Origin of the sequence: Pseudoalteromonas sp. McH1-42, assembly GCF_022347845.1 — a bacterium.
In the GTDB taxonomy this organism is placed as follows: domain Bacteria; phylum Pseudomonadota; class Gammaproteobacteria; order Enterobacterales; family Alteromonadaceae; genus Pseudoalteromonas; species Pseudoalteromonas rubra_D.
The window spans coordinates 11,987-29,129 of sequence record NZ_JAKRFU010000034.1; the positions used below are offsets into that span (position 1 = coordinate 11,987).

The 17,143-nt window shown below is 49.7% G+C and carries 15 protein-coding genes; 11 read left to right on the forward strand and 4 right to left on the reverse strand.

The window, feature by feature from the left end:
* Position 1: 1 nt before the first annotated feature.
* The 6 genes from MHN31_RS22525 to rlmM all read left to right on the forward strand — a co-directional run bounded on the left by MHN31_RS22525 (position 2) and on the right by rlmM (position 5,225).
* Positions 2 to 1,252 carry a DUF819 family protein gene (locus MHN31_RS22525; protein ID WP_239445369.1) on the forward strand — a complete coding sequence of 417 codons (1,251 nt, stop codon included), beginning with the start codon at positions 2 to 4 and terminating at the stop codon, positions 1,250 to 1,252.
* 33 nt (positions 1,253 to 1,285) lie between these two features.
* A complete protein-coding gene (gene kdsA, locus MHN31_RS22530; protein WP_010386533.1) occupies positions 1,286 to 2,140 on the forward strand; it encodes a 3-deoxy-8-phosphooctulonate synthase in 855 nt (284 codons plus the stop codon).
* 62 nt (positions 2,141 to 2,202) lie between these two features.
* Positions 2,203 to 3,096 carry a transcriptional regulator GcvA gene (locus tag MHN31_RS22535; RefSeq protein ID WP_125564410.1) on the forward strand — a complete coding sequence of 298 codons (894 nt, stop codon included), beginning with the start codon at positions 2,203 to 2,205 and terminating at the stop codon, positions 3,094 to 3,096.
* Entirely contained in the window at positions 3,093 to 3,755 is a 663-nt protein-coding gene (locus tag MHN31_RS22540) for an alpha/beta family hydrolase (RefSeq protein WP_239445370.1), read from the forward strand. The genes MHN31_RS22535 and MHN31_RS22540 overlap by 4 nt, the downstream gene beginning before the upstream one ends.
* Positions 3,748 to 4,116 (forward strand): DUF423 domain-containing protein, encoded by a 369-nt coding sequence (locus MHN31_RS22545; RefSeq protein ID WP_125564414.1) that lies wholly within the window; start codon positions 3,748 to 3,750, stop codon positions 4,114 to 4,116. Before MHN31_RS22540 ends, MHN31_RS22545 begins: the two co-directional genes overlap by 8 nt.
* A gap of 23 nt (positions 4,117 to 4,139) precedes the next feature.
* The gene (gene rlmM / locus MHN31_RS22550; protein ID WP_125564416.1) at positions 4,140 to 5,225 is read left to right on the forward strand and encodes a 23S rRNA (cytidine(2498)-2'-O)-methyltransferase RlmM; all 1,086 of its coding nucleotides are present in this window, start codon (positions 4,140 to 4,142) and stop codon (positions 5,223 to 5,225) included.
* Between the two features lie 87 nt (positions 5,226 to 5,312).
* Here the strand turns inward: rlmM and MHN31_RS22555 are convergent, their stop codons facing one another.
* A complete protein-coding gene (locus MHN31_RS22555) occupies positions 5,313 to 5,765 on the reverse strand; it encodes a hypothetical protein (RefSeq protein ID WP_125564418.1) in 453 nt (150 codons plus the stop codon).
* Between the two features lie 248 nt (positions 5,766 to 6,013).
* On the opposite strand from MHN31_RS22555, the gene MHN31_RS22560 reads away from it, so the two are divergent.
* Positions 6,014 to 6,526 carry an ATP-binding protein gene (locus MHN31_RS22560; protein WP_239445371.1) on the forward strand — a complete coding sequence of 171 codons (513 nt, stop codon included), beginning with the start codon at positions 6,014 to 6,016 and terminating at the stop codon, positions 6,524 to 6,526.
* On the opposite strand, the gene MHN31_RS22565 is transcribed toward MHN31_RS22560, so the two are convergent.
* Positions 6,512 to 12,064, reverse strand: a complete 5,553-nt coding sequence (locus MHN31_RS22565) for a response regulator (RefSeq protein ID WP_239445372.1) — start codon at positions 12,062 to 12,064, stop codon at positions 6,512 to 6,514. The genes MHN31_RS22560 and MHN31_RS22565 overlap by 15 nt on opposite strands.
* Before the next feature lie 154 nt (positions 12,065 to 12,218).
* Here MHN31_RS22565 and MHN31_RS22570 point away from each other — a divergent pair, with 154 nt between their 5' ends.
* On the forward strand, positions 12,219 to 13,748 hold the full coding sequence (locus MHN31_RS22570; protein ID WP_239445373.1) for a response regulator: 1,530 nt from the start codon (positions 12,219 to 12,221) through the stop codon (positions 13,746 to 13,748).
* 43 nt (positions 13,749 to 13,791) lie between these two features.
* Here MHN31_RS22570 and cysZ read toward each other — a convergent pair whose 3' ends face one another.
* Complete coding sequence (gene cysZ / locus MHN31_RS22575) at positions 13,792 to 14,520, reverse strand: sulfate transporter CysZ (RefSeq protein ID WP_239445374.1); 729 nt, start codon at positions 14,518 to 14,520, stop codon at positions 13,792 to 13,794.
* Between the two features lie 253 nt (positions 14,521 to 14,773).
* Here cysZ and MHN31_RS22580 point away from each other — a divergent pair, with 253 nt between their 5' ends.
* Both MHN31_RS22580 and MHN31_RS22585 read left to right on the forward strand, forming a co-directional pair.
* A complete protein-coding gene (locus MHN31_RS22580; RefSeq protein ID WP_239445375.1) occupies positions 14,774 to 15,049 on the forward strand; it encodes a hypothetical protein in 276 nt (91 codons plus the stop codon).
* Between the two features lie 221 nt (positions 15,050 to 15,270).
* A complete protein-coding gene (locus MHN31_RS22585; RefSeq protein ID WP_239445376.1) occupies positions 15,271 to 15,873 on the forward strand; it encodes a CBS domain-containing protein in 603 nt (200 codons plus the stop codon).
* 81 nt (positions 15,874 to 15,954) lie between these two features.
* On the opposite strand, the gene MHN31_RS22590 is transcribed toward MHN31_RS22585, so the two are convergent.
* On the reverse strand, positions 15,955 to 16,251 hold the full coding sequence (locus tag MHN31_RS22590) for a hypothetical protein (protein ID WP_125564433.1): 297 nt from the start codon (positions 16,249 to 16,251) through the stop codon (positions 15,955 to 15,957).
* Between the two features lie 134 nt (positions 16,252 to 16,385).
* Here MHN31_RS22590 and MHN31_RS22595 point away from each other — a divergent pair, with 134 nt between their 5' ends.
* Positions 16,386 to 17,117 carry an RNA methyltransferase gene (locus MHN31_RS22595; RefSeq protein ID WP_239445377.1) on the forward strand — a complete coding sequence of 244 codons (732 nt, stop codon included), beginning with the start codon at positions 16,386 to 16,388 and terminating at the stop codon, positions 17,115 to 17,117.
* The last annotated feature ends 26 nt before the right edge of the window (positions 17,118 to 17,143 follow it).

Consider the following 17,143-nt stretch of genomic DNA (forward strand, 5'->3'; position numbering starts at 1 on the left):
TATGCAAGAGAGTAGTGTACTCATTACCAACAATGCCGTTGTGCTTGGCCTGCTGGCTGTCATTCTGGGGTTCGTATTTTATACCTCCAATCTGAAAACCGGGTTTTGGGCTAAGTTTTATCGCTATGTACCTGCCTTATTGATGTGCTACTTCCTGCCATCTTTATTGAATACCTTCGGAATTGTGGATGGCAGTGGCAACGATGTATATACGGTTGCTAAGTACTTTTTACTGCCAGCTTGTTTGGTACTCCTGACCTTAAGTATCGACCTGAAGTCGATTATGGGGCTGGGTAAACGCGCGATTATTATGTTTCTGACCGGCACGGTTGGCGTCGTACTGGGCGGGCCGATTGCACTGCTCATCACTGCTACATTTATGCCTGAGTTGCTTGGCGTCGAAGGGCCAGAAGCCGTTTGGCGTGGCATGGCAGCATTGGCCGGTAGCTGGATTGGCGGCGGTGCCAACATGGTGGCAATGAAAGAAATTTACGGTGCCGGGGGAGAAATCTTTACCATCATGGTGACCGTGGATATTGTTGTTGCCAACTTATGGATGGCTGGGCTGTTATTTTTGGCCGCCAGACACAAAGAAATAGATGCGCGCACCGGGGCGGATACGGCATCGATTGAGCGTTTGATTAACAAAGTACAGGCCTTCGAGGCGGAACACGCGAGACGCCCGGAACTGCAAGATTTAATGTTGCTGATTGCCTTTGCCTTTGGTGCAACCGGCCTGGCGCATTTTGCTGCCGATCTCCTGGTCCCTTATTTCGCCAGCAACTTCCCGGAACTGAAAAAGTTTTCTCTGCATTCAAAGTTGTTCTGGACTATCGTGTTGGTGACAACCATCGGCCTGGCATTGTCATTCACTAAGGCCCGTAACTTCGAGGCTGTGGGGGCCTCCAAGGTCGGGAGCAGCTTTTTGTACATTCTGGTCGCAACCATAGGTTTGCACATGGACATCACCAAAATTGTTGAAGCGCCTAAATATGTGGTGATCGGTCTGATCTGGATGGCGGTGCATGTGGGACTATTATTTCTGGTGGCTAAACTGATTAAAGCGCCCGTGTTTTACGTGGCCGTTGGCAGCAAAGCCAACATAGGTGGTGCGGCCTCGGCCCCCGTTGTTGCGTCAGCATTCCACCCGGCACTGGCCCCGGTAGGCGTGCTGTTGGCAGTCTTGGGCTATGCATTGGGCACCTACGCTGCCTGGCTGTGCGGACAAATTTTACGTGTGATTGGCAGCTAGCGCTGCCAGTTAGCGACTATTTTAGGAAAGACAATGAATACACAGATTATTAAAGTAGCAGACATAGAAGTTGCTAACGACAAACCTTTCGTGCTGTTTGGTGGCATGAATGTGCTGGAATCACGTGATTTGGCAATGCGCATTGCTGAACATTATGTTGAGGTGACCAGCAAGCTGGGCATTCCTTATGTGTTTAAAGCCTCGTTTGACAAAGCTAATCGCTCTTCTATTAACTCCTACCGTGGTCCAGGTATGGAAGAAGGGCTTAAAATTTTCGAAGAAATCAAAAGCACTTTTAATGTGCCGTTGATCACTGATGTGCATGAGCCGCATCAGGCGGCTCCGGTTGCTGAAGTCGTTGATGTGATCCAGTTGCCAGCCTTTTTGGCCCGTCAAACCGATCTGGTTGTGGCAATGGCCAAAACAGGCAATGTCATTAACGTAAAGAAACCGCAATTTCTGGCGCCGCACGAGATGCGTCATATCATCAAGAAGATGAGTGAAGCGGGTAATGAGCAAGTGATCTTGTGTGAGCGTGGCACCAGCTTTGGTTACAACAACCTGGTGGTTGATATGCTGGGGATGGATGACATGAAGCATATGGCACCGGTGATTTTTGATGCCACGCATGCGTTGCAGCGCCCGGGGGGCCGCAGTGACTCCGCGGATGGGCGCCGTGCTCAGGCGGCGGAACTGGCACGCAGTGGTATGGCGTTGGGCCTGGCGGGCTTGTTTATTGAAGCGCACCCGAATCCAAATGAAGCCAAATGTGACGGCCCTTGTGCTTTACCTCTGGCTAAGCTGGAAGGCTACCTGCAACAGATGAAAGCCGTCGATGATCTGGTCAAAGGGTTTGCGCCGTTAGATACCAGCGCTGCTGATCTGTAACCCGATAATTGTAGGCGGAGCGTGTTCCGCCATTTCCATCAGCCTGGTTCGGAATTTGTGCCATGTCACGACGATTACCCCCATTAAATGCACTGAAAGCTTTTGAAGCCGCAGCCCGGCATCTGAGTTTTACCAAAGCCGCCGAAGAGTTGTTTGTGACTCAGGCTGCTATCAGTCACCAGATCAAGATTCTGGAAGAGCACCTTGGGGTCAAACTCTTCTTACGTAAAAACAGGTCCTTGCTGTTAACGGAAGAAGGGCAGGGTTACTTCCTGGATATAAAAGAGCTGTTTTCTCAGCTGATCGATGCCACAGAAAAATTACTGGCACGGGGAGCGAAAGGCTCGTTGACGGTTAGTCTGACGCCGAGTTTTGCGATTCAGTGGCTGGTGCCCAGACTGAGCTTGTTTAATGAACTACATCCAGACATTGATGTGCGGATAAAAGCGCAGGACATGGATGAGAACTCATTAACGGATGATGTGGACGTGGCCATCTATTATGGCCGGGGTAGCTGGAGCGGGGTGCAAACGCATAAGCTGCACACTGAGTATCTGGTGCCCATGTGTAGCCCGTTATTGCTCAATGGTCCTAAGCCGCTTAATCAGCCCAGCGACTTGGCAAATCATACCCTGTTGCACGATACCACCCGACGTGCCTGGAAAGCCTGGCTCAAAACCGCAGGAGTACGGAATGTCCCTGCCAATACCGGACCTATTTTTAGCCATTCTTCGATGGTGACTCAGGCGGCTGTGCATGGTCAGGGGATCGCGCTGGGCAATAGCGTACTGGCAAAACCCGATCTGGATGCAGGGCGTTTGATCATTCCATTTAGTCACCATCTGGAAAGTAAAAATGCCTACTATCTGGTATGTCGTGAATCGCAGGCTGAATTAGGTAAAATTGTGTCCTTCAAAAACTGGATGCTGGAAATGGTAGAGCAGGAACAACAATGACACAGAGCGAAGTAAAAATTGATATAGAGTGGCACCAGGCTGAACAACCTCAGGCGCAGTTGGTCCTGGCTCATGGCGCGGGCGCTGGCCGGGACAGTGATTTTATGCAGGATATGGCCACCCGATTGAGTACTCTGGGGGTCACCGTTGGGCTGTTTGACTTTGGTTATATGCAGATAGCGAAGGCACAAGATAAGCGTCTTCCGCCTGAGCGTGCTCCTAAGCTGTTGTCACATTATCGGGATGTCCTGAGTGCTCAGCTGGATACCTTACCTGTGTTTATTGGTGGTAAGTCGATGGGCGGGCGAATGGCTTCGATGCTGGTGTGTGAAGAGGGTATTCAGGTACGGGGTGTGTTTGCGTTGGGCTATCCGTTTCACCCACCGGGCAAACCAGAGAAACTACGTACCGAGCACTTTGCTGACATCCCTTGCCCTTTTGTGGTGTTGCAAGGAGAGCGTGATACCTTTGGTAATCATGCTGAGGTCAGTGCTTTGGCAGCGCAAGCTGAAGATCAGAGCTGGCCTGAGCTGGTATGGCTTAAAGATGGCGACCATTCCTTGAAGCCGCGCAAAGCCAGTGGCCTGACAGAAGCGCAAAACCGCCAGCTCGCAGCTGAGACCATTGCGGCTAAAATTGCGGAGATACTCAATGGCTAAGCTATTTTTATTGCTGGGTGGAACATTTTGTATGCTATCTGTCATGCTGGGGGCTTTTGCTGCCCACGGTCTGAGAAGCCGTTTGAGTGACTACGCCATTGGCATTTTTAAAACCGGCGCTGAATATCAGATGACGCATGGTCTGGCTCTGCTGGCCGTGGCCCTGCTGTTGAAGTGGGGCGTGAAAGTTCAGCTGTCGGGGTATTTATTTGCGACCGGGATTGTCCTTTTCAGCGGCAGTTTGTATTTGCTGGCGCTGACCGGCGCTAAGTGGCTGGGACCGATTACGCCACTGGGCGGACTGTGTTTTATTCTTGGCTGGGCCTGGCTGCTGTTTCAGGTTGCCCGTCAGCCCTTTTAATTGATTAGAGACTTTTTATCACTATGTCTAGTGTGGTTATTTATTGCCGAAGCGGCTTTGAAAGCGATGCCGCGGCCGAAATTACGCATCATGCTGCGTTACATAATGTTGCCGGTTACGTGAAAGCGAAGCCTAATACAGGCTATGTGACCTTTGAGTGTTTTGACCCGGCTCAGAGTGAGCTGCTACTCAAGCAGGTTGATTTTTCTAGCCTGGTATTTGCCCGTCAGTGGTTTGCTGGTGTGCTGTTAAGCAAAATGCCTGTTGAAGACAGGGTGTCTGAGATCAAACAGGTGGTTGGTGATTTTCCTTTGTGTGGCGATCTGCGGGTAGAAACTCCGGATACCAATGAAGGCAAGGAGTTGTCGAAGTTCTGTAAGAAGTTTTCGACGCCACTTGCCAAAGCGCTGGAGAAGCAAAATAAGCTGACCCGCGACCACAAAGCCCATAAGCCAGTCCTACATGTGCTGTTTCTGGCTAACGATACTGCCTATGTTGGTTACTCATTTAGTAACAACAACTCGCCTTTCTTTATGGGGATCCCCAGGCTTAAAATGCCGGCCGATGCCCCCAGTCGCTCAACGCTCAAGCTGGATGAAGCGTTCAACGTTTTTGTCGGTAAAGAAAACGAGCCAGACCGAGTCCGCTCTGGTATGCGTGGCGTAGATTTGGGCGCTTGCCCGGGTGGCTGGACCTATCAGTTGGTGCGCCGTGGGTTATTTGTGGCGGCAATCGACAATGGACCGATGAACGATGATTTGATGGAAACCGGGCAGGTAAAACACTTCCGCGAAGACGGCTTTAAATATCGTCCAGAAAAGCGCAACATCGACTGGCTGGTGTGTGATATGGTTGAAAAACCAACCCGCGTCAGCGAGCTGATGGTCGACTGGATAGTGAATGGTTTTGTTCGCGAGCTTATCTTCAACCTTAAGCTGCCAATGAAAAAGCGCTTTGATACCGTCTACGAATGTTTGACGCTGATCCGTGATGAGTTGAAAAAGTACGGCGTAGGCTATGAGCTACAGGCCAAACACCTCTATCACGACCGCGAAGAAGTGACCGTGCACATTCAGGTACTGAAAGTACCGCAAAATCTCTACAGCTAAGTTCTGTTCGGCGGTAGTCTTGTTGATTGTCGCCTGTTCCACTCTTAGCCAAATTTCCACTCATAAAACGAAAAACGGCCTCTGATATTAAGCCTTTTGATCGAGCAGCGTGATTAAATGGTGCAGCCGTGGTTGTAAATTGCCGTAGATATCGGGGTCGGTATTAAATTCATCCAGTCTGTTCGAGATAAAAAGTAACGCATCTTTACTTTTGTGTAAGAGTTCTATGGTGTTGATTGTATCGTCACTTAGCTTGCCCTCCAGTAAGGAGAAAAAACAATCTGCTATTGCTGATTTATCAAATTCATCGTGTCTGCACGTGATGATAAAGCGAACAAAATAGGGCAAATAAGCCATCATTAAATTGGCTGGCATAAACCTGAGCTCATCTGTACGCTCAATAAAATTGATTTGAAACCGCGTTATTATCTTTCGCTCAGGCTGGTTAAAAAACACAGATTTCGCATAGATTAAACCAGGGTCCGCTTCACTGTTTTGAATTGCGTCATTCCATTGTTTTTCAGATATATTGACTGGCATTTCGTATTAGTCCTGATTGTATACGCAGGCCCATGGCCGACCCCTGCAAAAGAGTACTTATAATATTCCATATGAAGTCGTATCCAAGATCTTTTACTTAATTTAGTCTTACAAATCTACAGGTACTTTGTCGTTTGGTAAGCCAAAGGCCATGACTTATCGACTCCTGTTGAGGGTGAGAGATTGACTGGGCAAGCAAAAGCGCTGACACTCAGGCTTTCGATTTTATATTATTTAAGGAAGAATCTATGATATCACGTGGCACACTCTATTATTTATGCGGCAAGATGGGGGCTGGTAAATCCACCTTGTCGCGCCAGCTATCTCAGGAGCATCAGGCAGTGGTGCTGTCTGAGGATGACTGGCTGGCGGCGCATTACCCGGGCCAAATCAATACTTTTGATGATTACATCGAGAAATCCCGGTTAATCAAACCTTTTATCAAAGCCCATGTACAAAGCCTGTTGCAACTAGGTCTGAACGTGGTAATGGATTTTTCGGCTAATACCCGGCGACAACGCGCCTGGTTTGTTGAGCTGAGCGAAGCGGTACAGGCTGAACATCAGCTTTACTATCTGGATGTCAGTGATACACAGTGTTTGGCACAATTAGCCAAGCGCCGTAGTGAACAGCCAGCGCGAGCACAGTTTGATAACGAAGCGGTGTTTTATCAGGTTAGCCAGTATTTTGAACCACCTGAAGCAAGTGAACACCTGACTTTAGTGCAGGTAACGAACGCCTGCGGCTCAGGCGTCCAGTGAGGATGCCAGCTGCGACAAAGTCTCTCCTGCGCCATCAAAATCAAAATCCTCAATCTGGGTAAACAGTTGTTCTGCCAACGCTTGTCGAGGGGTGCCGCTGAGCGCTTCGAGCAGTGTTTCAGCCCGGTCGCTGGCATCCATATCAGAATCACTGATCATGCCTTTGAGCTCCGCGAGTATAGCCGCGATATCAATATCCTGATGTACGTTTGCTGGGAGGCTTGTTTCGCTGTCGTGTTCACTGACTTGCTGCTCATTCAATGACAGTTTAAGTGCATCAATAAGCGTCGTCAGGTTGATTAATAGCTCATCCAATACGGGTTGTACAGGTGCATTGTTAGCACAGGCGGTTTCTAATTCAGCGGCCAGCTGCGCCACCTGAACCGCCCCAATATTTCCAGCGCTGCCTTTGAGCGTATGGGCACACCGCATCGGCCCTTTTGGATCGACATCTGTCTGCGCTTGCGCCTCGGCGAAGGCGTGTGCAAATTGAGTCTGTTTGTCACAAAAGCGCATCAGCAGCTTTTTGTACAGGGCTATGTCGCCTTCACTGATGGCCAGTCCAGCCTGGGTATCCAGCCCGGTAATCGTCGATAAGTTCCCTGGTTCATCTGGTTTTACTGAAGGCAGACGTTCGCTGCTGGTGGATATATTCGTTGGTTGTGCTGGGGTTATCCAGCGAGCGAGTGTGGCGAACATTTTGCGTGGATTCAGGGGTTTTTCAATGATGTCATTCATGCCACATTCCAGCGCCTTTTGACGATTATCGAGCATCACACTGGCGGTCATAGCAATGACCGGCAGGTCCTGCCATCTGGGCTGTTGACGGATAGCTTCGGTCGCGCTGTAACCATCCATCACTGGCATCTGGCAGTCCATGAGCACGCCATCGTAATCACGTTGTTGCAGCATTTCCAGTGCCAGCTGACCATGTTCGGCGACATCAACCCGAATGCCATTTTTTTCCAGTAAGGCAATGGCCAGCTCCTGGTTTAGGTCATTGTCCTCTACCAGCAGTAAGTGAGCGCCAGTGACAGAATCGGGCTGTTCATCAGTGGTCGTATCGTGTTGCTCGTAGGTACTTGGGTCGCCGAACAGACTGAGCAGGCAGGCGGCAAGCGGCTTGGGGAAAACTGGTTTTGCTAGGGTATAGCTGACATCGGCTTCTGTGCTATCTCCGTTATGATTCAACAGCACAATGGGCAGCTTTGCGCGCAGCGGGTCGGGTAAAGCATGCATACTGCGACTGTCAGCCAGAATGAATTGTGCTTTCACCAAAGCTTCTGCATCCTCGTTGAGGCAGTCTTTGCTGACAGGCTCTGCGCTGATCTCAAAGGCGTGCAGGTAGCGTTTCAGGGTCGCCGCGGCATACTGATTGTCATCGACAATGATGGCATGCTGCACGGACAATGCCGGCAAAGTTGCGTTGTTGCAGTCACACAGTTGCACCACAATCTCAAACGCAAAAGTACTGCCTTCACCGGCAATACTCTGGCAGCTGATCTGACCGCCCATCAGCTCCACCAGCTTTTTACAGATGGCGAGCCCCAGACCGGTTCCACCATATTTACGGGTTGTTGAAGTATCCGCCTGGCTGAAGGATTTAAACAGTTTTTGCTGTTGCTCCTCGGTCATACCAATGCCGGTGTCTATGACCGCAAATGCCAGTGTGAGGGTTTCTTTGTCGCCTGCCTGTGGCGATACATCAATGATCACATCACCGCCTTCATCGGTGAACTTGATGGCATTGCTACCTAAATTTAACAATATTTGTGAGATCCGCAGTGGGTCGCCTATCAGGCGTGCCGGGATCCCGGGATCCAGCATGACACACAGCTCAATGTCTTTTTCCCGGGCTTTGATGGCTAATAGGTCAATGCTCTGAGTGAGGGTTTCTTCCAGGTCAAACTCGATGGCTTCAATATCCAGCCGACCAGCCTCAATCTTAGAAAAATCGAGAATATCATTGATGATCCCGAGAAGTGACTCGGCACTGCGGTTGATCTTCTCCACATAATTGCGCTGCTGACGATTCAAAGCTGTTTGCAGTGCCAGGTAGCTCATACCAATGATGGCGTTCATGGGGGTGCGGATTTCATGCGACATATTTGATAAAAAGTCGGACTTGGCCTGAGTGGCACTTTCCGCTTTATCTTTGGCTTTTTGCAGAGCTACCTGTAGCGCTTTGGCATCGCTGATATCCATGTGGATCCCAAAAACTTCCTTACCACCAGGGCCATGTTTGGCTACGACACTGCGGCCAATGCTGAGGATCCATTTCCAGCTACCATCAGCACATTTCATCCGCATTTCATGGCGAAAGGTATCGCTTTCGCCCCGCGCATGAACCAGTAATGCGTCTTCGGTGGCACTCAAGTCGTCGGGGTGAATGAGTTGGTGCCAGCGGGCAATACTGGGGCCATAGCGTTGCTCAAGCTCATCACACTGGTAGCCCAGCATTTCTGACCAGACCTCATTGGTGATCAGCTGGCCACTGCTGATATCCCACTCCCAGGTGCCCGCGTTGGCGCCAGACATTGCCAGTTCCAGCCGTTGTTCTGCTTCTTTGAGCTCGCCATAGGACAAGGAATTTGCCAGGGCGACGGCAAGGTGGTTGGCCACCACCCGTAATATCGCCCGTTGCGCGCGGGTGAGCGCATGCTCATGGTTAAATTGCAGGGTAAATACGCCCAGCACCTCACCGTCGACCACCAACGGGGCACAAAAAACACTTTGTGTGTCGTCACCGTGGAGATTGTCTGCGGCATCCAGCGCCAGTTTCTGCCAGTCCTGAGGGCTGGCCGCATACACTTGGGTAGCTTCTTTGACACAATACACGTCGGCACCGCGGCTGGTGGTGAGCTTGCTGATCAACGCTGAAAACGGCTCATCATCCTGCACGGCATAAATGTAATCAATATACTGCTGGTCACGGTGGTAAATACCTACCGCGCAAAACTCACAGGGTAAGGTTTGCTTTAAGTGTTGATAGATGGTTTCGCAAATGACCTTCATGTCATAGGTTGCGGCGACTTCTTTACCTACTTCACCCAGTACCACCAGGTCCTGAGTGCGCTGAGCAACTTTTTGTTCCAGTTTTAAGCTGGCCAGACGCAGTCTGCGCTCTCGGATGTGCACTATAGTGACGATCGAGATAATGAGCACAGCAGGCAATAGTACTTTAAACCACAAGGTTTCATACCAGGCTGGCAGCGAAATGATCTGTAGCCCAATCGGAGTGTCATTCCAGACACCATGATTATTACTGCCTAACACTTGTAACACGTACTCTCCGGGTGGCAGCGACCGATAGTTGGCGCGTGGCGTATCTGTGATTGCACTCCAGTCGGCATCATGTCCCAATAACTTATAGCGGTAGCGGTTATCTTCAGTCGCATGGTAATCCAGTGCGGCGAAATACACGGCCAGATTTCTGTCTCTATGGGTAAATTCAATGCCGGTATCGAGTTTATTTAGGCGTTCGCCATCTAAATCGGCATGCGTAAAGACCAGCGGTGGCGGTGAGATATTGACATAGACAGTAAGCGGATTAAATCCGGTAATGCCATCTATGCTGCCAAACAGGATCTGTTCATCAAAGGTCACAAATGAGCGTGCCAGGAAGTGGTTGTTACCCAGTCCGTCATGGGTGGTAAACTGATGAAAGATCCCACTGAGCGGGTCAAGCTGAAACACACCGCCAGAGGTTGCCAGCCACAACAGTCCCAGTTCATCAGCAACAATAGATTTCACCGCAAAATTGGCTTGTGAGGTGGTATTACTAAAGCGCCGAAACTGGCCCTGATCGAGTGTGAAACGGGTAATGCCGTTATTGCTGGCAAACCACAGGTTACGGCCGCTCTGAATACCCTGATTGATATGGCGACCATCCAGACTGGTGGGGGTGTTATCGGGCAGGTAGTGCTGTATTTGTCTTAAGTCCGGGCTCAGGCGAAACAGGCCATCCCCGTCGCTGCCTATCCAGACCTGATCATCGCTGTCAATCAACACAAAAGTGGGGTCTGTATTGGGTAAGAAGTGCTTTACTTCACCGCTTGGTGGGTGCCAGCGTGTGACTCTGCGTTCACCGGCAATGATTAGCCAAAGCCATCCCTGAGTATCAAAATTAATGTAGTCGACGGGGGAGTTTTCTCGCACGCCTGGTGGCATAAAGGGCGTCAAAGTGCGCGTTAGCTCATCGACTTTAAACAGCCCAAAACTGGTACCTGCATAAAGCTGGCCATCAATGTTCCGGTTGAGGTGGTGTACTCTGAGCCGATAATCGCCCGTCAACTCCTCGGGCGAAGCAAACGGGGTAAATTGTCCATGGCCATCAAAATGTACCAGACCGCGACCGGTGCCAAGCCAAACGCCGCCTTCAATGGCCTGAGCCATACTCAGTACCTGATTAAATAGTCCGGAAAGCTGCTGATCTGCCAGAAAGTGATGCCAGGCCTTAAAGGCGGGCGGGTGAGGGAATACTTTAATGACGCCAGAATAGCGCGTTGCGGCCCACATCAGCCCGGTCTGATCAATTAACACCTGCCGCACGTCACGGTTTTGCAATAAGGCCAGCTTGCCATCCTGTGCAGTAGGGATGAACTTTTCCTGTATGGGTGAGAAGCGATAGATACCCGCAAATGTTGACAACAGAATGTCACCTTGATGGTGCAACAGACTGGATACGCTCGGCAGGCTGTGTTCATTGAGCTGATAGGTATGAAAGCGCTGCGTGTCCGGATCAAAGTGGCCAAAGCTTGTGCGCGTGGCTACCCAAAGTCGACCATCGGCGGCAACGGAGACCTGCCTGACCTCCGGATGGTCGAGTGACTGTGGTGCCACTTTAAATGCACTAAACTGGCCACTTTGGCGGTCAAGCCGGTAAAGTCCATCTGAGGTACCACACCAGATATTGCCCGCATTGTCCTCGGTTATGCTCCAAACCCGGTTGTTACCCAGGCTGCTTGGGTTGCCCGGTTTATGGGTAAAACGCTCAAACCCGCTGCCATCTGCTTTGAGACGGTTAAGACCGCCGCCATTGGTGCCAATCCACAAGCTGCCATCCGCACTTTCAAATAGGGCTTGTACTTTGTCTGCACCCAGAGACTGCGGATTATCCGGATCATAACGAAAGTGCTGAAATCCTTGCTGAGCGCCTAAAAACAGATTCAGGCCACCGCCCCAGGTGCCAGCCCATAAACGGCCACGGGTATCAAATAGTAAGACACTGACACTGTCAGCAGACAGTGAATGAGGATCGTTCGGGTCGTGTTTAAAGTTACTAAATTGATAGCCATCATAGCGTTTAATGCCGTCTGCGCTGCCAAACCACATAAACCCCTGCTGATCTTTACTGACAGCGTAGATCTGCGGGGTATTCAAGCCGTTATAAGTGGCGATATTCTCAATTTTTAGTGTCGTGGCCAGTACTTTTTGAGCGAAGAGCACACACAAGAGCAATTTCACCGCTAAACTAACAGTGAGTGCAAAACCGTAGCGCAGTGTTTGGGTCGGGCATAAAACTGAGGTGACGGACATAGCGTTGGCCTGCTGGCTGGTCAGTTAATTCGTTGTACAAATGTTAGACAGATAATAATAACATGTGCACAATAACAGCAAATAAATTTTCTGACCTTGCAACACCTTAACTGTGTCGGCCTCATTGGGAGGCAGTTGGCTTTAGGAGAGAAGAATGGACAATGGCAGTGCAGTAACCACTATGACCATCCTGGTTGTTGAAGCGCACGAGACCATTCGCTCTATGGTGGCTAATATTGTGACCGGTCTTGGGCGGGTCAATGTGTTACAGAGCCCCAATGGTGCCGATGCCCTCGATAAGTTGCAATATCAGGATATTCACCTCATTATCGCCGACTGGATGCTGCCCAAGCTGGCGGGGATCGACTTATTAAAAGAAGTGCGGAAAAACCCGCGTACGGCAGCCATCCCGTTTGTCATGACTGCCACCTCTATACAGCAATCTCAGGTGCTACAGGCCATTAAATGTGGTGTGTCTGAATATGTGGTAAAGCCTTTTTCCAGTAAAATCATGTTAGAACGGCTGCGCAGGGCGCTGAATAAACCTGTTCGGCCCTACCATGGAGAAATGGGCGAAGAAGAAGCAGTTGTGGAGCAACCCATTCAGGTGCTGGTGGTTGATGATGTCGCAGACAATATCAAAATTATTGGTGATGTGCTGCGTAAAGAGTACAAGGTCAAAGCAGCGCTGAGTGGTGCAAAAGCCTTGCAGATCTGCGCTGCAGAACCGCAACCTGACTTGGTCTTACTGGATATTATGATGCCGGGTATGGATGGGCTGGAAGTATGCCGTCGCCTCAAAGACGACCCACATACTCAGCATATTACCGTGATTTTTTTAACCGCGCTGGAACAAACCGAGCACGTTGTGCGGGGGCTTGAGCTTGGCGCGGTCGATTACATTACCAAACCGGCCAACCCGTCGGTGGTGAAGTCTCGGGTACGAGCCCATTGCCGTAATATTGAATCGAATCGCCTGATGCGTGCACAGATAGATGCGATGCTGGATAATGCCAGGCTGCGGGACGAGTTTGACAGCCTGACCCAAACAAACCTTGCAAAACCGGTGTCGGATATTCGTAGCTCAACGGCACTGCTTGCACGGCACATTAAAGATCCGGAGCGAGCAAAACGGTATCTGAGCTATATTCAACATAGTTGTTTGCGTCTCCAACATGCCATGGACAGTATGTCAGCGCTGGCAAAAATCGAAGCGAATGAGTATCGGCTCAGCCCGCTCAATCACCCCCTGCACAAAGTGATTGAATCCGTGCTGGAAGATTTAGCCCCGTTGGTAGAAGAACACAAAGTTCAGTTACGTACCGTGGTGTCTAAAGATCTCATGTTTTTTGGTGAGCCAGCGCTGTGTTATACCTTATTTCATAACCTCATCACTAACGCGTTGGAGGCTGTGAATGCTAAGCCCCTGGTGACCATCAGTGCGCAGCCAGCGGAGCAGCAACTCACGGTGATCATTCAAAATCCGGACCCCATACCGGACGGCGTCAGAACGCGTTTCTTCGACAAGTTTGTGACCTTTGGTAAGCCTGACAGAGCTGGGGTAGGCACTTACACCGCCAAATTACTTGCCGAAGCGCAGCATGGACAGATAGCGTTTAATACCGATGAGCAACGCGGCACTGAGGTGACGGTGAGTTTGCCGTTAGGAGAAAAAGTAAGTTAGTCTCCCGAGCAGCTGATGTTGCCCGGGAGGGAAGTGCTGGGAGTTAATTGCGATATTTAGGGCGATAATTCTCGACCCATAATTTCGTGGCCCCGCACACCGCGGCCGGCATCACAATCAGGTTTACTATTGGAATGCTGGTCAGCACCATGACAGCAAACCCAAAACCATACGACAGGCCCTGATGTGCTTTTAAGGTATCCTTCATCTCTTTGAAAGAGATTTTATGATTATCAAACGGGTAGTCGTTATACTGCACATTGTACATCCAGCACGAAAACAACACCCAAAGTATCTGGCCAATCAGTGGCAGCATCCACAGCAGGATGAAAAAGCCAATGGCACGCGGCAGGTAGTAAACCAGCTTACTCCATTCGCGTCCCAGCATACGTGGCACATCTTTTACCAAATCGGCAAAGCCGTCATCGTTAATTTTTTGCCCGGTGAGAAACAGCTCGACCTTCTCAGATAGCAAGCCGTTGAATGGCGCAGCGATAAAGTTGGTGATCACAGAAAATACCAAACTGTAGCTGAATAAAATCACCAATATGGCAATCGGCCACATTAACCATTCCAGCCAGCTGAGCCAGTCAGGTAACAAGTCATTGAGATAAGCAAAGCCTTGTGTCAGCCAGTCATACAGGAAAAACAATGAGCCGCCAAACAGCATCACATTGATAAGTAGTGGAATAAATACAAAACGTTTAAGTCCTTTTTGGCTTAACAATGAAAAGCCCGCGACAAAATATTCCATCCCCTTGGTAAGTTGCATTGAGATACCTCTGTACTGAAAGTTCTGCCTTCATTATAAATCCCGGCAACATAAAAAGGGCAGTCTAATCAGTAACAAATTGTGCATGTTGTGCCATCTTATTGTGTTTTAGTCAGTTTTTGAGTTGCTAGTGGTTTTGCTAAGGGGTCGGGCTGGTCCGGATAGAATTAATTTGCAGATTATTGCACTTTGCTGGTTGAAACCGCATCAGCTTGCCTATACATTCAAAATATCGTCCTGAGGGAGTTTGCCCATGCAATCGCGTTTTTGGTTACTAGCATTGTGTCTGATGGTGTCACTGACAGTGAACGCCGCTGGCAGCAGTGTGTCAGTCAAAACCACGCAGCTGGCAGAGCTTTTAACCGAACCGGACAAAGATAAGCTAGACAGTGATTTTGATATTCCTTTACCTGGCGCAGCCAAACAGGAATCGATTCAGTCTGTCTCTGATTTTCACGATGCCGTTAGCTTATACCACCCGTTTACTCACTATCACCAGGGGATCCGAGCCCCACCTGTTGCCGTTTAAGCCACTCATTTTTAATTTGAATGTACACGCCTGACTGACAGGCCGTGTCGTGATGTGCTTAAAGTCAGCGCTACTGTTTTAACAACTAAGCGACTGACAACGACCAATGTGAATACGCTTAGCCAAAGGCAAGCATCAATCGATTTGTTTATTTGAGATTGATTCGCTGTCTGCTATCAGTGGCAGAGCACCTTGGTCGATTCCCGAAACAGAGGTGAATAATGAATACGTTTAACAGACTCAATACGCTTGATGTGACCACCGACATGCCTGTACAGGCTAATCCATTGATAAATGACGTTGATAACAATGGGCTTGATCGCTTGTCTGTATCGGCACAAAAATACATGCATAATCTGGATGGTCAGAATTCGGTGTGTCTGGACCCGGATACCAGTGTTGATGAAGCCACGCTGGTGCTCAACAAAACCCATGTGGCCTCAATGTTTGTCGCGCAGAATGGCGCATTACTGGGGATTATTTCGCAAGCCCGGCTGGGGAGTCGACATATTTTAAAAGAAGCCCAGTTGCGAGGTTGTCAGCGCAATGAGCTGGTTGCCACCGATGTCATGTTGCCATTGAAAACACTCAAGCAGGTGAGTCTGACCGAACTTCGTACCGCGCGTGCTGGTGATGTATTGGTGACCATGGAAGCGCATGGCCTGGATTACTTATTGGTGACAGCACCTGAAACCGGTCAGATTTGCGGTTACTTTGATTTGGTCGAGTTGATCAAGGCTGGTGGTCGCTCTGTTAATCAGCTGCGGCCAGCCGAACACTTTAACGACATTGTGGTGTCTGTGTTGCACCACAGTGAGTTGTAACCCCAATCAACATAGTCCAACCGATTTATTTCCTAAAGTTAATGTAAATTAACGCCAAGGCACCCGCGGGTGCCTTTTTTATTACTCTGGAAATTTAACACCATGACGTTTGGCGTACCAGTAGCACAAAGGTAGTTCAATCAGAGTAAAGGAAATAACGGTAAACCAGGCCCAGTTGACCTCGAACAAGACCAGAGAAAACGATAACCCGGAGTCGTAGTAGACCGAGCCGACAATAGCCAGTGAGACGGCGGTTGCGATTAAATCCTGAACAGAGACCTTTTTCAGATCATTACCAGCGTAGCGGGGGTAAATGACAAAGTAGGCCAAACATAAAATGATGACGTTGAGCAGGATGACCTGAAGTTCAATGGACATAAATACAGCTTATAGGTATGAAGAAGTCCCTATTTTAAGGTGCGCAACGGGACTTTGGCAAGCAAGCTGATGGATGACTCTGCCTTTTCTGTGTCATTGCGGTTATACTTCGCGGGTAAACCAATGAGGTAGGTATGCTGTCGAAAAATCAACAAAAGCTGCTCCGCGCTCTGGCGCAAAAAAAATATCGCAAACAACATGGTCTGTACCTGGTGCAGGGGGCGAAAAATGTCCAGGAGTTGCTCATTGCAGGTAAGCCGGTTAAACACCTCTTTGCCAGCGCCGATTTTATTGCCGATAACCGGGCTTTGTTGGAAGGTCATGACGTGGTGCTGTGCGATGAGGCTGAGCTGAGTAAGGTCAGCACGTTAGTCAGCAACAATGCGGCTATTGCCGTTGCCCAGACTGAGCCACAGGCAGAGCTGAACACGCAAGGGTTGATCCTGGCGCTGGATGATGTATCAGATCCGGGCAACCTGGGTACCATTATTCGAGTTGCGGACTGGTATGGTTTGAGCCAAATTGTACTCAGTGAGCACTGTGCAGATCATCTGAATCCGAAAGTGATCAGCGCGACCATGGGTTCTTTCGCGCGTGTTGCGGTGATCAGAACGGATCTGTGTGCTTTACTGCAAGATTATGATGGCCCGGTTTATGGGGCTTTTTTAGAAGGTGAGAGCGTGCATACGACGCCTTTTGCTGCGCGTGGCATACTCGTGATGGGCAGCGAATCTCATGGTATCAGCGATGCAGTGGCACAGCATATTAATCAGCCCATAACCATCCCGGCATTTGGTGGTGCAGAGTCACTAAACGTGGCGATGGCGACGGGGATCATTCTTGATAACATTAAACGCCACAGCTAAGGTGGTGTGACCTTGAACTCTTGTGT

Coding starts and splice junctions, on each gene's coding strand:
- MHN31_RS22585 (WP_239445376.1), top strand. CDS start 15,271: ATGAATACGTTTAACAGACTCAATACGCTTGATGTGACCACCGACATG.
- MHN31_RS22595 (WP_239445377.1), top strand. CDS start 16,386: ATGCTGTCGAAAAATCAACAAAAGCTGCTCCGCGCTCTGGCGCAAAAA.
- kdsA (WP_010386533.1), top strand. CDS start 1,286: ATGAATACACAGATTATTAAAGTAGCAGACATAGAAGTTGCTAACGAC.
- MHN31_RS22545 (WP_125564414.1), top strand. CDS start 3,748: ATGGCTAAGCTATTTTTATTGCTGGGTGGAACATTTTGTATGCTATCT.
- MHN31_RS22565 (WP_239445372.1), bottom strand. CDS start 12,064: ATGTCCGTCACCTCAGTTTTATGCCCGACCCAAACACTGCGCTACGGT.
- MHN31_RS22535 (WP_125564410.1), top strand. CDS start 2,203: ATGTCACGACGATTACCCCCATTAAATGCACTGAAAGCTTTTGAAGCC.
- MHN31_RS22555 (WP_125564418.1), bottom strand. CDS start 5,765: ATGCCAGTCAATATATCTGAAAAACAATGGAATGACGCAATTCAAAAC.
- MHN31_RS22580 (WP_239445375.1), top strand. CDS start 14,774: ATGCAATCGCGTTTTTGGTTACTAGCATTGTGTCTGATGGTGTCACTG.
- MHN31_RS22570 (WP_239445373.1), top strand. CDS start 12,219: ATGGACAATGGCAGTGCAGTAACCACTATGACCATCCTGGTTGTTGAA.
- MHN31_RS22560 (WP_239445371.1), top strand. CDS start 6,014: ATGATATCACGTGGCACACTCTATTATTTATGCGGCAAGATGGGGGCT.
- MHN31_RS22525 (WP_239445369.1), top strand. CDS start 2: ATGCAAGAGAGTAGTGTACTCATTACCAACAATGCCGTTGTGCTTGGC.
- rlmM (WP_125564416.1), top strand. CDS start 4,140: ATGTCTAGTGTGGTTATTTATTGCCGAAGCGGCTTTGAAAGCGATGCC.
- cysZ (WP_239445374.1), bottom strand. CDS start 14,520: ATGCAACTTACCAAGGGGATGGAATATTTTGTCGCGGGCTTTTCATTG.
- MHN31_RS22540 (WP_239445370.1), top strand. CDS start 3,093: ATGACACAGAGCGAAGTAAAAATTGATATAGAGTGGCACCAGGCTGAA.
- MHN31_RS22590 (WP_125564433.1), bottom strand. CDS start 16,251: ATGTCCATTGAACTTCAGGTCATCCTGCTCAACGTCATCATTTTATGT.